Source organism: Pseudomonas sp. ChxA (assembly GCF_030263855.1).
Classification (GTDB): Bacteria; Pseudomonadota; Gammaproteobacteria; order Pseudomonadales; family Pseudomonadaceae; genus Aquipseudomonas; species Aquipseudomonas fluorescens_CB.
This window is the reverse complement of sequence record NZ_JARPMK010000001.1, coordinates 3,520,941-3,537,089: the sequence shown is the minus strand read 5'-3', so window position 1 is coordinate 3,537,089 and position 16,149 is coordinate 3,520,941. Positions and strand designations below refer to the sequence as shown.

The 16,149-nt window shown below is 61.2% G+C and carries 14 protein-coding genes; 8 read left to right on the top strand and 6 right to left on the bottom strand.

Features of this window, described 5'->3' with window-relative positions; all coding sequences use genetic code 11:
• Window positions 1-145: 145 nt before the first annotated feature.
• The 4 genes from P5706_RS15845 (at window position 146) to P5706_RS15830 (ending at window position 3,624) form a co-directional block, all read left to right on the top strand.
• Complete coding sequence (locus P5706_RS15845; protein ID WP_352231437.1) at window positions 146-370, top strand: type VI secretion system contractile sheath small subunit; 225 nt, start codon at window positions 146-148, stop codon at window positions 368-370.
• A 164-nt stretch (window positions 371-534) separates the two neighbouring features.
• On the top strand, window positions 535-1,248 hold the full coding sequence (locus P5706_RS15840) for an HPP family protein (protein WP_285679988.1): 714 nt from the start codon (window positions 535-537) through the stop codon (window positions 1,246-1,248).
• Window positions 1,249-1,365: 117 nt separating this feature from the next.
• A complete protein-coding gene (locus P5706_RS15835; RefSeq protein ID WP_200433989.1) occupies window positions 1,366-2,469 on the top strand; it encodes an enoyl-CoA hydratase/isomerase family protein in 1,104 nt (367 codons plus the stop codon).
• A gap of 3 nt (window positions 2,470-2,472) precedes the next feature.
• Complete coding sequence (locus P5706_RS15830) at window positions 2,473-3,624, top strand: acyl-CoA dehydrogenase family protein (protein ID WP_200433988.1); 1,152 nt, start codon at window positions 2,473-2,475, stop codon at window positions 3,622-3,624.
• Window positions 3,625-3,754: 130 nt separating this feature from the next.
• Here the strand turns inward: P5706_RS15830 and P5706_RS15825 are convergent, their stop codons facing one another.
• From P5706_RS15825 to P5706_RS15805, 5 genes are read right to left on the bottom strand one after another with little or no spacing between them, the layout of a single operon-like run.
• Window positions 3,755-4,528 carry an enoyl-CoA hydratase gene (locus tag P5706_RS15825; RefSeq protein WP_200433987.1) on the bottom strand — a complete coding sequence of 258 codons (774 nt, stop codon included), beginning with the start codon at window positions 4,526-4,528 and terminating at the stop codon, window positions 3,755-3,757.
• An 11-nt stretch (window positions 4,529-4,539) separates the two neighbouring features.
• The gene (locus tag P5706_RS15820; protein ID WP_200433986.1) at window positions 4,540-5,667 is read right to left on the bottom strand and encodes an acyl-CoA dehydrogenase; all 1,128 of its coding nucleotides are present in this window, start codon (window positions 5,665-5,667) and stop codon (window positions 4,540-4,542) included.
• Window positions 5,668-5,676: 9 nt separating this feature from the next.
• A complete protein-coding gene (locus tag P5706_RS15815) occupies window positions 5,677-6,861 on the bottom strand; it encodes an acetyl-CoA C-acyltransferase (protein WP_138450501.1) in 1,185 nt (394 codons plus the stop codon).
• Window positions 6,862-6,873: 12 nt separating this feature from the next.
• Window positions 6,874-7,641, bottom strand: coding sequence for an SDR family NAD(P)-dependent oxidoreductase (locus P5706_RS15810; RefSeq protein ID WP_200433984.1), 768 nt, complete (start codon window positions 7,639-7,641; stop codon window positions 6,874-6,876).
• A gap of 21 nt (window positions 7,642-7,662) precedes the next feature.
• Window positions 7,663-9,309: an AMP-binding protein gene (locus tag P5706_RS15805; protein WP_285679983.1), complete on the bottom strand. Its 1,647-nt coding sequence runs from the start codon at window positions 9,307-9,309 to the stop codon at window positions 7,663-7,665.
• Window positions 9,310-9,536: 227 nt separating this feature from the next.
• On the opposite strand from P5706_RS15805, the gene P5706_RS15800 reads away from it, so the two are divergent.
• From P5706_RS15800 to P5706_RS15785, 4 genes are all read left to right on the top strand, one after another.
• Window positions 9,537-10,430 (top strand): bestrophin family protein, encoded by an 894-nt coding sequence (locus tag P5706_RS15800; RefSeq protein WP_285679981.1) that lies wholly within the window; start codon window positions 9,537-9,539, stop codon window positions 10,428-10,430.
• Between the two features lie 77 nt (window positions 10,431-10,507).
• Window positions 10,508-11,566 (top strand): HEAT repeat domain-containing protein, encoded by a 1,059-nt coding sequence (locus tag P5706_RS15795; RefSeq protein WP_200433981.1) that lies wholly within the window; start codon window positions 10,508-10,510, stop codon window positions 11,564-11,566.
• Between the two features lie 994 nt (window positions 11,567-12,560).
• On the top strand, window positions 12,561-14,063 hold the full coding sequence (locus tag P5706_RS15790) for an ATPase domain-containing protein (protein WP_200434409.1): 1,503 nt from the start codon (window positions 12,561-12,563) through the stop codon (window positions 14,061-14,063).
• On the top strand, window positions 14,060-15,730 hold the full coding sequence (locus tag P5706_RS15785; protein ID WP_285679978.1) for an ATP-binding protein: 1,671 nt from the start codon (window positions 14,060-14,062) through the stop codon (window positions 15,728-15,730). The genes P5706_RS15790 and P5706_RS15785 overlap by 4 nt, the downstream gene beginning before the upstream one ends.
• Before the next feature lie 29 nt (window positions 15,731-15,759).
• Here the strand turns inward: P5706_RS15785 and P5706_RS15780 are convergent, their stop codons facing one another.
• Complete coding sequence (locus P5706_RS15780) at window positions 15,760-16,137, bottom strand: response regulator (protein WP_003217591.1); 378 nt, start codon at window positions 16,135-16,137, stop codon at window positions 15,760-15,762.
• Between the last annotated feature and the right edge of the window lie 12 nt (window positions 16,138-16,149).

The window sequence follows — 16,149 nt, the reverse complement described above, 5'->3', positions numbered from 1 at the left end:
TAGCTATGCGTAAACGCTGGCGCACTTTGCCTTCCGATGCCCGGAACCCAAATGTAGACTCCTACACCATGTGCGTTAACTATCTACTATCGGGCGCAACCAGCCTTCCACGCACACAGACCTGATTGATCAAAAGGGCAATGCCGTGCCAGAAGACCTGTTGCTTATTCCTACGCCGAAGCTGGATCGATTGATGGCGTTGCGCGACGCCTTGGTGGCACTGAAGGGGCCGCTGGCCAATGATTCTGCCTTGCAGGAGAACCTGCATAGGCAGCTGTTCAATGACGAGGCGAATAGTCGCGTACTCGGACGCATCAGCACGCCACTGCCGCAACCGACGCATCGAATCACCTATGGCGAGGACCATTAACTGCATTATTTTTGCATTTAATCCTCATTAATATGCATTGGCGCCATGGCATCAAGCTCGGCACACTGCACAGGTTCCTCCCCCAAATGTTGGAACTTTCAAAGGGCTTATCCGGGCAACCAGGCGAGCCTTTTTTTTCGCCTGTTGTTTAATGGATCGTGTCGATGCTCGCTCGCTGGTTACCTGCTGCAATCAATACCCGCCCCGCCGAATGGAGCCGCGCCGCCATTGGCATGGCTTTGGGCACGTTACTAAGTGTCTGGGTGTGTGCCCAGGTATTCGGTATGGAAGTCGCCTTGCACTTGCTCGGCCCTCTGGGGGCTTCAGCGGTTTTGCTGTTTGCCGTGTCCTCCGGTGCGTTGGCACAGCCGTGGTCGATTATCGGCAGCTACTTGTGCGCCGCCGTTGTGGCCCTGCTGGTGGCGCGGGTGCTGGGCCGTACGCTGGGCAGCGCTTGCCTGGCAGCGGGCATGACCGTCGTGCTGATTTGCTGGCTGCGCTGCCTGCACCCGCCTGCTGGTGGCCTGGCCATGACGCTGGTGCTCGCCGACCCGGCCTCCATTGCCCTGGGTTGGCAGGAAGTCGGCCCAGTGATGCTCGGCGCGGGCGCGCTGCTGATCTGCGCACTGGCCTACAACAACGCGACACGCACGCGTTACCCCAAGGGTGCGGTCGAGTCGCCCGCTGTGGTGCTGGGCAGCACAGCACCGGTGACCGACGCGGCCATCACCGCCGCTGACCTGAAGCTGGCTCTGGCCGACATGGAACAGTTCTTTGATGTGGAGCCGACAGAGCTGGAACAGTTGATCCACGCGGCAGAAGGCCACGCCCGACGCCGCAGCATCGGCGAAGTGCTGGGCAGCCGCAGCGCTGCATAAATGCAAAAACGACCTGCATGATTCCGGGTTGTACTGGGCAAATTTGCACTGGTACGATCGCGAGATAGTTCGTGCGCGAACATCTTGATAAAGAACAATAAAAGCAGGGAGTTAGTGATGACTGCTCAGGTTTCATCCGAAGCAAGCCACGCCAAGATTCTTCAGGACGAGGTACTGGCCGACGTTCGTAACCATATTGGCCACCTCACCCTCAACCGCCCCGCCGGCTTGAATGCCATCACCCTGGAGATGGTCCGTAGCCTGACCGCGCAGTTGCAGGCCTGGGCAGATGACCCGCAGGTGTATGCCGTGGTCCTGCGCGGCGCCGGTGAAAAGGCTTTTTGCGCCGGCGGGGACATTCGCTCTCTCTACGACAGCTTCAAGCAGGGCGACAGCCTGCATCAGGACTTTTTCGTCGAGGAATACGCCCTGGACCTGGCGATTCATCATTACCGCAAGCCGGTGCTGGCCCTGATGGACGGTTTTGTCCTCGGCGGCGGCATGGGCCTGGTGCAAGGCGCCGATTTGCGTGTGGTGACCGAACGCAGCCGCCTGGCGATGCCGGAGGTGGCCATCGGTTATTTCCCGGACGTGGGTGGCAGCTATTTCCTCTCGCGCATCCCTGGCGAGCTGGGGGTTTACCTCGGTGTCACCGGCGTGCAGATTCGCGCCGCCGATGCGCTGTATTGCGGGCTGGCGGATTGGTGTATCGACAGCGCCAAACTCGCCGAACTCGAGCAGAAACTCGACCGCCTGCAATGGCAGGATTCGCCGCTCAAGGACCTGCAAGGCGTGCTGGCCAAGCTTGCGGTACAACAATTGCCCGACGCCCCGCTGGCCGCGTTACGCCCGGCGATCGACCACTTCTTTGCGTTGCCGGATGTGCCGAGCATGGTCGAGCAACTGCAACAAGTCACCGTCGCCGACAGCCACGAATGGGCGCTCACCACCGCCAGCCTGATGCAGACCCGCTCGCCGCTGGCGATGGCCGTGACCCTGCAGATGCTGCGCCGTGGCCGGCGCTTGGCGCTGGAGCAGTGCTTCGCATTGGAATTGCACCTGGATCGCCAGTGGTTCGAACGCGGCGACCTGATCGAAGGGGTTCGCGCGCTGATCATCGACAAAGACAAAACCCCGCACTGGAACCCTGCGACGGTCCATGAACTGGATGCCAGCCATGTCGAGAGCTTCTTCAGTGACTTCAAGCAGAGTGGGAAATAAGCCATGCAAGATATTGAATACACTGAAGAACAAGTGATGATTCGCGACATGGCGCGCGACTTTGCCCGTGGCGAAATCGCCCCGCATGCGCAAGCCTGGGAAAAAGCCGGCTGGATCGATGACGCCCTCGTCGCGAAGATGGGCGAACTCGGCCTGTTGGGCATGGTGGTGCCGGAAGAATGGGGCGGCACCTATGTCGATTACGTGGCGTATGCCCTGGCCGTCGAGGAGATTTCCGCCGGTGATGGCGCCACCGGCGCACTCATGAGTATCCATAATTCAGTCGGTTGCGGGCCAATCCTCAACTACGGCACCGATGCGCAGAAACACACCTGGCTGGCTGACCTGGCCAGCGGCCAAGCCATCGGCTGCTTTTGCCTCACCGAACCCCAAGCCGGGTCCGAAGCCCATAACCTGCGCACCCGTGCCGAACTGCGCGATGGCCAGTGGGTGATCACCGGCGCCAAGCAGTTTGTCAGCAACGGCAAGCGCGCCAAGTTGGCCATTGTGTTTGCCGTGACAGACCCGGAGCTGGGCAAAAAAGGTATCTCCGCCTTCCTGGTGCCCACTGACACCCCTGGCTTTGTGGTCGACCGTACCGAACACAAGATGGGTATTCGCGCCTCGGACACCTGCGCCGTCACGCTCAACCAGTGCACCGTACCCGAAGCCAACTTGTTGGGTGAACGCGGCAAGGGCCTGGCCATCGCCCTGTCCAACCTCGAAGGTGGACGCATCGGTATTGCCGCGCAAGCCTTGGGCATTGCCCGTGCAGCGTTCGAGGCAGCCTTGGCGTATGCGCGGGATCGGGTGCAGTTCAACAAGGCGATTATCGAGCACCAAAGCATTGCCAACCTGCTGGCCGACATGCAGACCCAGCTCAATGCCGCGCGCTTGCTGATCCTGCATGCCGCACGCCTGCGCAGCGCGGGCAAACCGTGCCTGTCGGAAGCCTCCCAGGCCAAGCTGTTTGCTTCGGAGATGGCCGAAAAGGTCTGCTCCTCGGCAATGCAGATCCATGGCGGGTATGGGTATCTTGAGGACTACCCGGTGGAGCGCTACTACCGGGATGCGAGGATTACGCAGATTTACGAAGGCACCAGCGAGATTCAGCGAATGGTGATTGCCAGGGAACTGAAGAACTACCAGCTCTGACTCCCAGTGCTCGTTCCCACGCTCTGCAAGGGAACGCATCCGGAGACGCTCCGCGTTACGCCTCAAGGGCTGACGCAGAGCCTCAAGGGCGGCATTCCCACGCGGAGCGTGGGAACGAGCACTGGGCGGGTTACTGGTCCTTGAACTCAGGCGTTCGCTTGGCCACAAACGCAGCCATGCCTTCCTTCTGGTCCTGGGTGGCAAACGCGGCATGGAACACTCGGCGCTCAAAGCGCACGCCTTCAGACAGGCTCACCTCAAACGCGCGGTTCACGCTTTCTTTGACCATCATGCTGATCGGCACGGACTTGCCGGCAATCAAGGTCGCGGTTTTCAGCGCTTCTTCGAGCAGTTCATCGGCTGGCACGATGCGTGCCACAATCCCGCAGCGCTCAGCTTCGACGGCATCAATAAAGCGCCCGGTCAGGCACATTTCCATGGCCTTGGCCTTACCCACGGCGCGGGTCAGGCGCTGGGTGCCGCCCATGCCCGGCAGTACGCCGAGGTTGATTTCCGGCTGGCCGAACTTGGCGCCGTCACCGGCCAGGATAAAGTCGCACATCAAGGCCAGTTCACAACCGCCGCCCAGGGCGAAACCGTTGACGGCGGCAATGATCGGCTTGCGGCGGTTGGCCACGCGGTCGCTGTCGCTGAACAGGTCGTCGAGGTAGATCTGCGGGTAGGTCAGCTCGGCCATTTCCTTGATGTCAGCGCCGGCGGCAAAGGCTTTTTTCGAGCCGGTCAGCACGATGCAGCCGATCTGCGGGTCGGCTTCGAGGCCGTCCAGCGCCTGGTTCAACTCGCTGACCAGTTGGGCGTTCAAGGCGTTCAGGGCTTGCGGGCGATTGAGGGTAATCAGCCCGACGCGGCCCTGGACTTCGAGCAAAAGGGTTTCGTAACTCATGTATCGGCTCCTTAAAGGTTGCGTGAGATGACCATGCGTTGAATATCGCTGGTGCCTTCGTAAATCTGGCAGACCCGCACATCGCGGTAGATCCGCTCCAGTGGGAAGTCGCTCAGGTAACCGTAACCGCCCAAGGTTTGCAAGGCGGCCGAGCAGACTTTCTCGGCCATTTCCGAAGCAAACAGCTTGGCCATCGACGCCTCGACCAAGGCCGGCTTGCCGCTGTCACGCAGGGCCGCAGCGTAATGCACCATTTGCCGGGCCACCGCGATTTGCGTGGCCATGTCGGCCAGACGGAAGGCCACCGCCTGGTGTTCGATCAGCGCCTTGCCAAAGCTTTCGCGCTCGCGGGCATAGTCACGGGCGGCTTCGAAGGCTGCGCGGGCCATGCCCACCGATTGCGAGGCGATGCCGACGCGGCCGCCTTCGAGGTTGGCCAGGGCGATCCTGTAGCCTTCGCCCTCCTCGCCCAAACGGTTGGCCACCGGCACCTTTACATCGTCGAAGAGGATCTGGCAGGTGTCGGATGCATGCTGGCCGAGTTTGTCTTCCACCCGCGCCACCGTGTAGCCCGGCGAGTCGGTGGGCACGATAAACGCGCTGATCCCGCGCTTGCCTGCGGCCGGGTCGGTGACCGCAAACACAATCACGATCCCGGCGTTCTGCCCGGAGGTGATGAACTGTTTGCAGCCATTGAGCACGTAATGGTCGCCCTCAAGGCGTGCACGGGTTTTCAGGCTGCTGGCATCGGAGCCGGCCTGGGGCTCGGTCAACGCGAAGGCACCGAGCATGGCGCCACTGGCCAGCGGCGTGAGGAACTGCTGTTTCTGCTGCTCGTTACCGAATTTGAGGATCGGCACGCACCCCACCGAGTTGTGCACGCTCATGATGGTCGAGCATGCGCCATCACCAGCGGCGATTTCTTCCAGGGCCATGGCGTAGGCCAGGTAGCCGGTGTCGCAACCACCCCACTGTTCCGGCACCAGCATGCCAAAAAAGCCCAGCTCGGCCATTTCGCCAATGGCTTCCTTGGGGAAACGGTGCTCGCGGTCCCATTCGGCGGCAAAGGGTTTCAGGCGTTCCTGGGCAAATTGCCGGGCCGCTTCGCTGATTTGCAGTTGTTCGTCATTGGGCAGCATGTTGAGTCCTTAATACAGGCATTCGACGGCCATGGCCGTGGCTTCACCGCCGCCAATACAAATGGCGGCGACCCCGCGCTTGAGGCCTTTCTGGCGCAGGGCCGAGAGCAGCGTCACCAGGATGCGCGCACCGGAAGCACCAATCGGATGGCCCAGGGCACAGGCGCCGCCGTGAATATTGACCTTGCTGTGGGGGATTTCCAGCTTGCTCATGGTCACCAGGCTGACCACCGCGAAGGCTTCGTTGATTTCAAACAGATCAACGTCGCCTAGGTTCCAGCCGGTCTTGCTCATCAACTTGCGAATTGCCCCCACGGGCGCTACCGGGAACAGGCCTGGCTCATCGGCGAACGCCGCGTGCCCGTGGATCACCGCCAGGGGTTTGAGGCCACGCTGTTGCGCCTCGGACTGACGCATCAACAACAGCGCCGCCGCACCATCGGAAATCGAGCTGGAGTTGGCCGCCGTCACCGTGCCGCCCTCGCGGAATGCCGGTTTCAGGCTGGCGATCTTGTCCAGCTTGGCCTTGGGCGGCTGCTCGTCATGCAGGATGGTCTTTTGCTCTTTGCCGACGGTGACCTGTACCGGCACGATCTCCGCGGCAAAGCTGCCGTGGGTGATGGCCTCTTGCGCGCGGGTCAGCGAGGCAATGGCGAAGGCGTCCTGCGCTTCACGGGTGAAGCCGTTGTGCTCGGCGCAGTCTTCGGCAAAGGTGCCCATCAGGCGGCCCTTGTCGTAAGCGTCTTCGAGGCCGTCGAGGAACATATGGTCGAGCACCTTACCGTGGCCCATGCGGTAGCCGCTGCGCGCGCGGTCAAGCAGGTACGGTGCGTTGGACATGCTTTCCATGCCGCCGGCGACCACTACATCGACACTGCCGGCCAGCAGCGAATCGTGGGCGAGGATGGTCGCTTCCATACCCGAGCCGCACATCTTGTTCAAGGTGGTGCAGCGCGTGGCCTTGTCCAGCCCGGCGCCCAGGGCTGCCTGACGCGCAGGCGCCTGGCCCAGGCCTGCGGGCAGCACACAGCCGAACAGCACTTCATCGACTGCATCCGGGGCAATCCCGGCGCGTTCGACGGCGGCGCGGATCGCGGCAGCGCCCAGTTGCGGCGCGGTCAGGCCTTTGAGGTCGCCCTGGAAGCCGCCCATGGGCGTGCGCACGGCGCTGACAATAACAATCGGATCGTTCATGGGGTGTTCTCCTTACTTGGCTGCCATACGCAAGGCACCGTCGAGACGGATCACCTCGCCATTGAGCATGCTGTTTTCAATGATGTGACGTACCAGCGCGGCGTACTCGGACGGTTTGCCCAGGCGCGGCGGGAATGGCACGCCAGCGGCCAGCGAATCGCGCACTTCGGCGGTCATGCCGGCCATCATCGGTGTTTCGAAAATGCCCGGGGCAATGGTCATCACGCGGATACCGAAGCGTGCCAGCTCGCGAGCCGCAGGCAAGGTCAGGCTGGCGATGGCACCTTTGGAGGCGGCATACGCCGCCTGGCCGATCTGCCCGTCAAAAGCGGCTACCGACGCGGTGTTGATGATCACGCCACGCTCACCGTCGGCATTTGCCTCGGTTTCAGCGATGGCCGCAGCCGCCAGGCGCAGCAGGTTGAAACTGCCGATCAGGTTGACGTTGATCACCTGGGCAAAGCTGGCCAATGCGTGCGGGCCGTTCTTGCCGAGGATCTTCTCGCCACGTACCACGCCGGCGCAGTTGACCAGGCCGTGCAAGCCGCCAAAAGCGGCAACGGTGGCGTGTACGGCAGCTTCGGCGGCGGCTTCCTGGCTGATATCGGCCACGGCGCTGCGGGCGTTGTCGCCCAGTTGCTTGGCCTTGGCCGCTACGGCGTCGGCGTTCAGGTCGACCAGCATCACCTTGGCACCGGCGGCGATGAGCATTTCAGCGGTGGCCGCGCCGAGGCCCGAAGCACCGCCGCTGACCAGGAATACCTTGTTTTCAATCTGCATCATTGTTTCCTTAAAAGTGGATCAGGCGATGGCCTGTGCCTTCGCAATTTCCTGATTACGCAAAATAAAGCGTTGCAGCTTGCCGCTAGGGGTCTTGGGCAAGTCGCTGACAAATTCGATTTCCCGCGGGTAGGCATGGGCCGCCAAGCGCTTGCGAACGTGCAGGCGCAGCTCCTCGGCCAGTTCCGGCGTGGCGCGGTACTGCTCGTTGATCACCACAAAGGCTTTGACCAGTTCGGTGCGCTCCGGGCACGGTTTGCCGACGACGGCGGCCTCGACCACGGCCGGGTGCTCGACCAGGGCGCTTTCGACGTCAAATGGCCCTACGCGGTAGCCGGACGTGGTGATCACATCGTCACTGCGTCCGACAAAGCTGATGCTGCCATCGGGGTTCAGCTCCACGGTGTCGCCACTGAGGTAGTACTTGCCGACAAACGCCTTGGTCTTCACCCCGTCGTAGCCTGCGAACCAGCACATCGGCGAGTGCTCACGGTCAATCGCGAGGATGCCCGGCTGGCCCGCCGGCAATTCCTGATACGCGTCATCGAGCACCACGATGCGGTGGCCCGGTGAGGCAAAGCCTGCCGAGCCAACGTGCACGGGGTGCGCCAGGCCGTGATGGTTGCACAACACCATGCCCAGTTCGGTCTGGCCGTAATGGTCATGAATGACCACGCCCAGGTTATCGGCGAACCAGCGGATCACTTCAGGGTTCAGCGGCTCGCCGGCGCTGCTGACGATGCGCAGCTTGCCCTTGATGGCGCGCGCGAACTGTTCGCCACCGGCAATCAGCAGGCGGTAAGCGGTGGGTGAACCGGTGAGGTTGGTAATTGCATATTTATTGATCACCCGGCAGGTGCTTTCCAGGGTAAACGGCCCATCGTAGAAGGTAATCGGGTGGCCCATGGACAGCGGCCCGGTCACGCCAAAATAGATGCCATAGGCCCAGCCCGGATCGGCGACATTCCAGAACGCGTCTTCGGGGCGCAAATCCACCGCGTCGCGGGTGTAGCTCTGAAACGCGACGATCGCCTTGAGCGGCACCGACAGCGCTTTTGACGGGCCGGTGGTGCCCGAGGTGAACATCAACAGGAACGGGTCTTCTGCGCCCAGTAGCACCGGATCGCAGATGTTTGAATAATTCGGCAGTTCGGCCCAGAAGCTATAGTCGCCGCGCACAATGCCTTCGCCCTTGTCACCGGCCACCGTGACGATGGTCGGGCAGCCTTCTACTTCATCCAGCTTGGGGCGGTTGACTGCATCCGTGACCACCAGTACGGCGCCGGAGCTGTTCAGCCGATGCTCGATAGCTTTAGGCCCGAAGGCGGTAAATAACGGCTGATACACCGCGCCGATGCGCCACGTGGCCAACACCACCACCAATAACTCCGCCGTGCGCGGCAGCAGGCCCGCCACCTTGTCACCCCGTTGCACGCCTTGGGCCAGCAGGAAATTGGCAAAGCGCGCCGCCTGGTCCTGCAATTGGGTGAAGGTCACGGTGGCGCTGCGCCCATCCTTGCCTTCCCAAAACAACGCGATGCGCCCCGGCAGCGCGTGGCGGTCGCAACACTCCACACAGGCATTCAGGGCTTGCAGGTTGCCGGACAAGGCGGCGTTGACGGTGTGCTGGTAATCGAACGCAGTGGTGGCAGCCAAATACTCACGCATGGTTCCAAATCCTTATGTGTTTTTATTTTCAGGACATTTGTCACGACGAGAATCGCTGAAATAGTCGCTCTAGAGCGCTGTGGCGGCAATGGTCAAAGCCTTCAACTTGGCTGACTGGTTTGGCCAATCATTGATCCGGCTTATCAGCCGGTCAGCCGCAGTGATTGGACGCTCCGGGTGCAAACTCCTAATCTTTAGGCCTGCACCACCAAAGAAGCCGCCTGCCGATGATCGTCCGCCCCAAACCCAACCTCGTGGGTATCCTGTTTTCGTTGAAAGGCTCGATTGCCAAGCGCATTGCCTTGCGCAGCCTGTTGGTCACACTGCTGGCCTCGGTAATCGTGCTGGTAGAGACCCTGCACCCGGCCTACTTCTCCAAGGTCAATGCCACGCCGTTTACCTTGCTCGGGTTGTCGTTGTCGATCTTCATGAGCTTTCGCAACAACGCCTGCTATGACCGTTGGTGGGAAGGCCGCAAGCAACTGGGGCAGATGATCATTGAGGTGCGCTCGCTGATCCGCGAAACCCAAGTGCTGGGCGACTCACCTGAGCGCGCCAGCCTGTTGCGTGGGGTGTGCGGGTTTGCCCACGGCCTGGTCGCGCACCTGCGCCGTGAAGATGAAGCCCGCGTTATCACGCCCTGGATTGCGGTTGACCGGGCCCACCCCAATCTCCCCGACAACGTGCTGCAACAACTGGGCGCGCGGTTTTCGCAGCTGGCCGAACAGGGCGTGATCAGTGAATGGCGCTACACCCAGCTGGAAACCCGGTTGGTCAGCCTGAGCCTGGTGCAGGCTGCCTGCGAGCGGATCAAAACCACGCCACTGCCCTTCCCTTACACCTTGCTGCTGCACCGCACCATTTACCTGTTCTGCATTCTGCTGCCGTTCGCCATGGCCGAGCCGCTGGGCTGGTTGACGCCGGTGTTCACCGCCATCGTCAGCTACACGTTCTTTGGTTTGGATGAAATCGGTGATGATCTGGAAGACCCGTTCGGTTTCGATGAAAACGATCTGCCCTGCAATGCGATAGTGCGCACCCTGGAGCGCGAGATTCTCGCCGCCCTGGGCGAGATCGATCTGCCTCCTGCCCTGGAGCCAGTGGAATACGTGCTGGACTGATGCGGGTTTGACACTCGCCGTGGTCTGGCCGAAGCTTGAGGCTTTGCGATAGCTGCCCCCAGCTTTTGGACGCCTGCATGTCAAAGTCACGCCGTTACTCCATCATCGGCCTGTGCGCCCTGTTGTTGCTTGTCCTGGTCACCTGGTATTTCTCCCGCTCCACCCCGGTGGCCGTGCCGCCGGCGATTGCCCATGGTTACGCCAAGGCGCTGAAACAGGCTCGCAACGGCGAACCAGGCGCCGCCCGCGTGCTGTATCAGCAGCTCGGTCGCCCGGACTTGTCACCTGAACGTCGCGCCGCATTGCACGTTGAACTGCCCAATTACCCAAGCCCTCAAGCGCTGAAGCTGGCGGATAAAGACTTGGCGGATGAGTCGCCATTGGTTCGCGAGGCGGCGATCCACAGCATTGTCGGCCTGGTGCCCAGCGGCCAACGCACCTTGCTGCTTGGCCCGGCGCTGGATGACCCAGAGCAAGAGGTACGCTTTGCTGCCGCCAATGCCCTGCTCGGCTTGTCGCCGGATACCCTGGGCCTGTATTTCGGGCCTTTGCAGCAAGTGCTCGATGAGTTCGTGAAAAAGCTCAAGGCTGAGCCGGAAACCGCCGAGGGCTGGATCCAGTTGGCGCGCTTGTACATCCACAGCGCCCTGCTGCCGGACGCGCAACATGCGCTGGAGCAGGCCATGCGCCTGCAACCGGACAACCTCCAAGCGGTGGTGGCGCAGATCGAATTGCTCGATAAACAGGGCAAGACTGACGAGTCCCGCCAGTTGCTGGCGCGGCAATTGGCAGCGCATCCGGAGTCGGCCTACCTGCAACACGCCTTGGGCATGTGGCTGTTGCACCATGGGGAGCGGCCGTACGCGCTGCTTGGGCTGTCCAAGGCCGTGGAGCTTGAGCCGGGCAATCAGGATTACCGCTTTGACCTTGCTACCACCTTGCATGCCCAGGAAGAAGTGGAGGCTGCTCAGCGTCAGCTGGAGGAAATCGTCCAGCGTCATCCGGCTAATCGCAAGGCGCGTGTGTTGCTGGTCAGCTATTGGAAAGAAACCGGGCAGTTGCAGAATGTGCAGGTGTTATTGGCACAGCTGGAGCAGCAGAATCCGGATGATCCGGCGTTGCAGCAGGGGCTTTAGGCTGGGCTGGGCTGGGTTGGGGGCATATCCGTTGCTGCGGTAACGGCCGCTTAGGGTTCCGCCCTTACGGCGGGTCACTTTTGTAAAGACACAAAAGTAACCAAAAAGTCTTCGCCCCAACACTCGGTGCCTCGCTATGGCTCGGCATGCCCGCAATCCGACAGTGATTTGGGGGGCCGCCGCGATGGGCCATCCTTGGCCCAGCGCGGCTAAACCGGCATCCCTGCCGGTTTACCCCCCAAATCCCTGTCAGATTCCGGCCATCGTGTTTGACGGGGCGATTTCAGATCAAGATCAAAAGCGCAGATCAAAAGACCGCTGACTTCGCCAGCGAAAAGGATGTAAGGGCCAGAGCAACAGCAACAGCAAAGCCATACTCGGTCAACTGTGGGAGCTGGCTTGCCTGCGATAGCATCAACTCTGTGTAACTGATGTACCGAGGTGTCTGCATCGCAGGCAAGCCAGCTCCCACAGAAAAGCAACTCTTCAGTGTATTCAGATAGGCTTTTGCCTTGCACTTGATCTGGCTCTTGCTTCAACCACTCAGGTCGGCTTTCAGGCCGCCGTGCTGTAGATCTTGATCTTGATCTTGATCTGAGACGCCCCGTTAACCACGATGGCCGAACGCAGGCTTGAATCCGTGGGTAACCCGGCAGGACGCCGGGTTAGCCGCGCTGGGCCAAGGATGGCCCATCGCGGCGGCCCACGGATTCAAGCCGGAGTGAGGGCACACCGAGCCTAAGCGAGGTGCCGAGTGGTGGGGCACAGACCTTTTGGTTACTTTTGGGGCGTTTGCCAAAAGTGACCCGCTGTAAGAGCGGAACCATAGGCCGCCGTGACCGCAGCAACGGATATGTACACCAAAACACCCTCACGCTCCCATCCAACGATTTACGCGACAGGTTGAACCGCCACAACCCGCTACGGTCAAGTAAATATGGCGCGTCCAAGCCGACGCGCCTCCCTTTACTTGTACGTGACCCGAGGGCACTTCTTGTCTACATCCAAAGAGCTGTTCAGTGAAAAGGCGGCCACCGGCATCGAAGGTCTTGACGACATTCTTTCCGGGGGGCTATCGCGCAGCCACCTGTTCCTGCTGGAAGGCGAACCCGGCACCGGGAAAACCACCGTAGCGCTGCACTTCCTGCAAGCCGGCGCGAAAAACGGTGAGCGGTCCCTGTACATCACCCTGTCAGAAACCGAACGCGAGTTGCGCCAGGGCGCCAAGTCACACGGCTGGGACCTGGACGACAATATTCACATCTTCGAACTGACCCCACCAGAAAGCCTGCTCGACGCCGATCACCAGCAAAGCCTGCTGTACTCCTCTGACCTGGAACTGGGCGAAGCCACACGACAGATTTTTGAGGTGGTGGAACGGGTCAAACCGACCCGCGTGGTCATCGACAGTCTTTCGGAAATCCGCCTGCTGGCGCAAAGCTCGCTGCGCTATCGCCGCCAGATCCTGGCGATCAAACACTACTTTGTGCGCTACGACGCTACCGTCCTGCTGCTTGACGACCTGACCACCGAATCCCTGGATAAAACCGTACACAGCGTGGCCCACGGCGTGATTCGCCTGGAAGAACTGACGCCCACCTACGGTGCTGAACGCCGCCGCATCCGCGTGGTGAAGTACCGTGGCCAGAAATACCGTGGCGGCTTCCACGACTTCACCATCATGGAAGACGGCATCCACGTGTTCCCGCGCCTGGTGGCCGCCGAGCATCGTGGTGGTTACGTGCGCCAGACCTTGAGCAGTGGCATCCGTGCAATGGACGCCTTGATGGGCGGCGGCGTCGAAACCGGCTCCAGCACGCTTATCCTCGGCCCGGCCGGTACCGGCAAATCGTTGATCTCGATGATCTTTGCCGCCGCCGCCGTGGCGCGTGGCGAAAAAGCCGCGCTGTTTATTTTCGATGAAGAGCTGGGCCTGCTGTTTGAGCGCATGAAAAACATGGGCATTGACCTGGCTGCGCTGCAAGACACCGGTAACCTGCTGATCGAACAAGTCGATGCGGCTGAGCTGTCGCCAGGCGAGTTCTCCCACCGCGTGCGGCGTTGCGTCGATGAGCGTGGGATCAAAACCGTGGTGATCGACAGTATCAACGGCTACCAGGCGGCGATGCCTGAGGAAAACTCCCTGATCCTGCATATGCACGAGTTGCTGCTGTACCTGAACCGTCGCGGCGCGGCGACGTTCATGACGGTGGCCCAACATGGGCTCGTGGGCGATATGCAGGCTCCGGTCGATATTACTTACCTGGCCGATACCGTGATCCTGTTGCGTTACTTCGAAGCCCTCGGCAAGGTGCGGCGGGCTATTTCGATCATCAAGAAACGCACCGGCAGCCACGAGTCGACCATTCGCGAATACCGTATCGCCAACAATGGTTTGACGGTGGGCGAGCCGCTGGACAACTTCCAGGGCGTACTGCGCGGTATCCCAACCTATATGGGTGCCGGCTCCCCGCTGCTCAAGGAAGAGGGCGTGTGACCGGCCTTACTCCCGTCTCCGAGCGCGCAATCATCCTGGCGCCATTGGGCCGTGACGGCTCCCTGGCGCAGATGATGCTCAAGGAAGCCGGCTACACCGGCATGGTTGCCGCTGACCTGACTGTACTCTGCGAAGCACTTGAGGAAGGCGTCGGTATGTTGGTGATTGCCGCCGAAGCCCTGCGCGGTGTGGATCTGGAACCCCTGTTGCATTACCTGCACGAGCAACCGGCCTGGTCCGACTTGCCCATCGTGCTGATGACTCACCATGGCGGCAGTGAGCAGAACGGCTCATCCCACCTGAGTGGCCTGCTGGGCAACGTGACCTTTCTGGAGCGCCCTTTCCACCCGGTAACCCTGATCAGTCTGGTGAGCGCGGCACTGCGTGGGCGGCGCCGCCAATACGAGGCCCGTGACCGCCTGGTTGATTTGAGCGAGAGCGAGCAGCGCCTGCAAAGCACTTTGGAAACCCTTGAGCAGCAGGTTGAAGAACGCACAGCGCAATTGCGCAACAACGAAGAAGCCTTGCGCCAGTCACAGAAAATGGAGGCTGTCGGCCAGTTGACCGGCGGTATCGCCCATGACTTCAACAACATGCTTACCGGCATTATCGGCAGCCTGGAGTTGCTGCGCAGGCGGGTCGCGCGTGGAAAACTGGACGATCTGGACAGTCTGATCGACCTGGGCGTCACCTCGGCCAACCGCGCCGCCGGCCTGACCCATCGCCTGCTTGCGTTCTCACGTCGCCAGTCGCTGGACTCCAAGCCGGTGGAGATCAACCAGTTGGTCAGCTCCATTGGCGAACTGTTGCAACGCAGTATCAACGAAAGCATCGCCTTGGACATGCGCCTCACCGATCAACTGTGGATCGCCGAGGCCGACCCCAATCAGCTGGAGAGCGCCCTGCTCAACCTGGTGATCAATGCGCGCGATGCCATGCCCACGGGTGGCAACCTCATCGTGGAGACCGCCAACCGCCACCTCGACAACGTGTTCACCGCCGCCTATGGCACCTTGCTGCCAGGCGACTACGTGGAACTGAGCGTCAGTGATACGGGCTGCGGTATCCCGGAGAGCTTGCTGGGCCGTGTCTTCGACCCGTTTTTCACCACCAAGCCGATCGGCCAGGGCACCGGCCTGGGTCTGTCGATGATCTACGGCTTTGCCCGGCAATCCCATGGGCATGTGACCATCCACAGTGAGGTTGGCAAGGGCACTACCGTCAGCCTGTTCCTGCCGCGCTTTATCGGTGAACGCATCGCGGACATTGCCGTTAACCCGGCACTGCTGCCGTTCGCCAATGCAGGTGAGACTGTCTTGATCGTCGAGGATGATCCGGCCGTGCGCGTACTGGTCAGCGCAGTGCTCAAGGAATTGGGCTATGCCTTTGTCGAGGCGGGTGATGCCAACACGGCGGTGCCGATTATCGAGTCTGATCAGCGTATTGACCTGTTGATCAGTGATGTGGGCTTGCCCGGCATGAACGGGCGACAACTGGCAGAGATCGGGCGGCAATTGCGCCCGGAACTGAAGGTATTGTTTATCACTGGCTACGCCGAGCACGCGGCGGTGCGCGGCGGGTTCCTGGACCCGGGGATGCAACTGATCACCAAGCCGTTCACCTTCGACCTGCTGACCGCCAAGGTGCGGGAGATGATCAAGCAATAGGGCTGCTGCGAGGCAGCAGCCCTATTGCTTCAGGCCAGCAGGCGCTGGATATGCTCTTGCAAGGTATCCAGATCAAACGGCTTGGCCAGGATCGGCGCGTTGCGCGTGATCGGGCTATTGCAGTCGAGGATCTCCTGCGGGTAACCGCTGATAAAGATCACTTTCAATTCAGGTCGCAGCTTGATCGCAGGCTCAGCGATCTGCACCCCGGAAATCCCGCCCGGCAGGCGGTAATCCGTGACCATCAGGTCCAGGTGCGGCTTGGTGGCGAGAATCTCGAAGGCCTGCTCCCCATCGATCGCCTTCAGCACCCGGTAGCCCAGGCCTGCCAGGTATTCACCCAGCACAAACATAATGGATTCGTCGTCTTCGACAATCAGTACGACATCTTGTGCATCTTCACTCATGGGAAGCCTTCG

Excerpts from the sequence above, each read along its gene's own strand:
- P5706_RS15840 (WP_285679988.1), top strand. The coding sequence starts at position 535 with ATGCTCGCTCGCTGGTTACCTGCTGCAATCAATACCCGCCCCGCCGAA.
- P5706_RS15835 (WP_200433989.1), top strand. The coding sequence starts at position 1,366 with ATGACTGCTCAGGTTTCATCCGAAGCAAGCCACGCCAAGATTCTTCAG.
- P5706_RS15830 (WP_200433988.1), top strand. The coding sequence starts at position 2,473 with ATGCAAGATATTGAATACACTGAAGAACAAGTGATGATTCGCGACATG.
- P5706_RS15825 (WP_200433987.1), bottom strand. The coding sequence starts at position 4,528 with ATGAGTTACGAAACCCTTTTGCTCGAAGTCCAGGGCCGCGTCGGGCTG.
- P5706_RS15820 (WP_200433986.1), bottom strand. The coding sequence starts at position 5,667 with ATGCTGCCCAATGACGAACAACTGCAAATCAGCGAAGCGGCCCGGCAA.
- P5706_RS15815 (WP_138450501.1), bottom strand. The coding sequence starts at position 6,861 with ATGAACGATCCGATTGTTATTGTCAGCGCCGTGCGCACGCCCATGGGC.
- P5706_RS15810 (WP_200433984.1), bottom strand. The coding sequence starts at position 7,641 with ATGCAGATTGAAAACAAGGTATTCCTGGTCAGCGGCGGTGCTTCGGGC.
- P5706_RS15805 (WP_285679983.1), bottom strand. The coding sequence starts at position 9,309 with ATGCGTGAGTATTTGGCTGCCACCACTGCGTTCGATTACCAGCACACC.
- P5706_RS15800 (WP_285679981.1), top strand. The coding sequence starts at position 9,537 with ATGATCGTCCGCCCCAAACCCAACCTCGTGGGTATCCTGTTTTCGTTG.
- P5706_RS15795 (WP_200433981.1), top strand. The coding sequence starts at position 10,508 with ATGTCAAAGTCACGCCGTTACTCCATCATCGGCCTGTGCGCCCTGTTG.
- P5706_RS15780 (WP_003217591.1), bottom strand. The coding sequence starts at position 16,137 with ATGAGTGAAGATGCACAAGATGTCGTACTGATTGTCGAAGACGACGAA.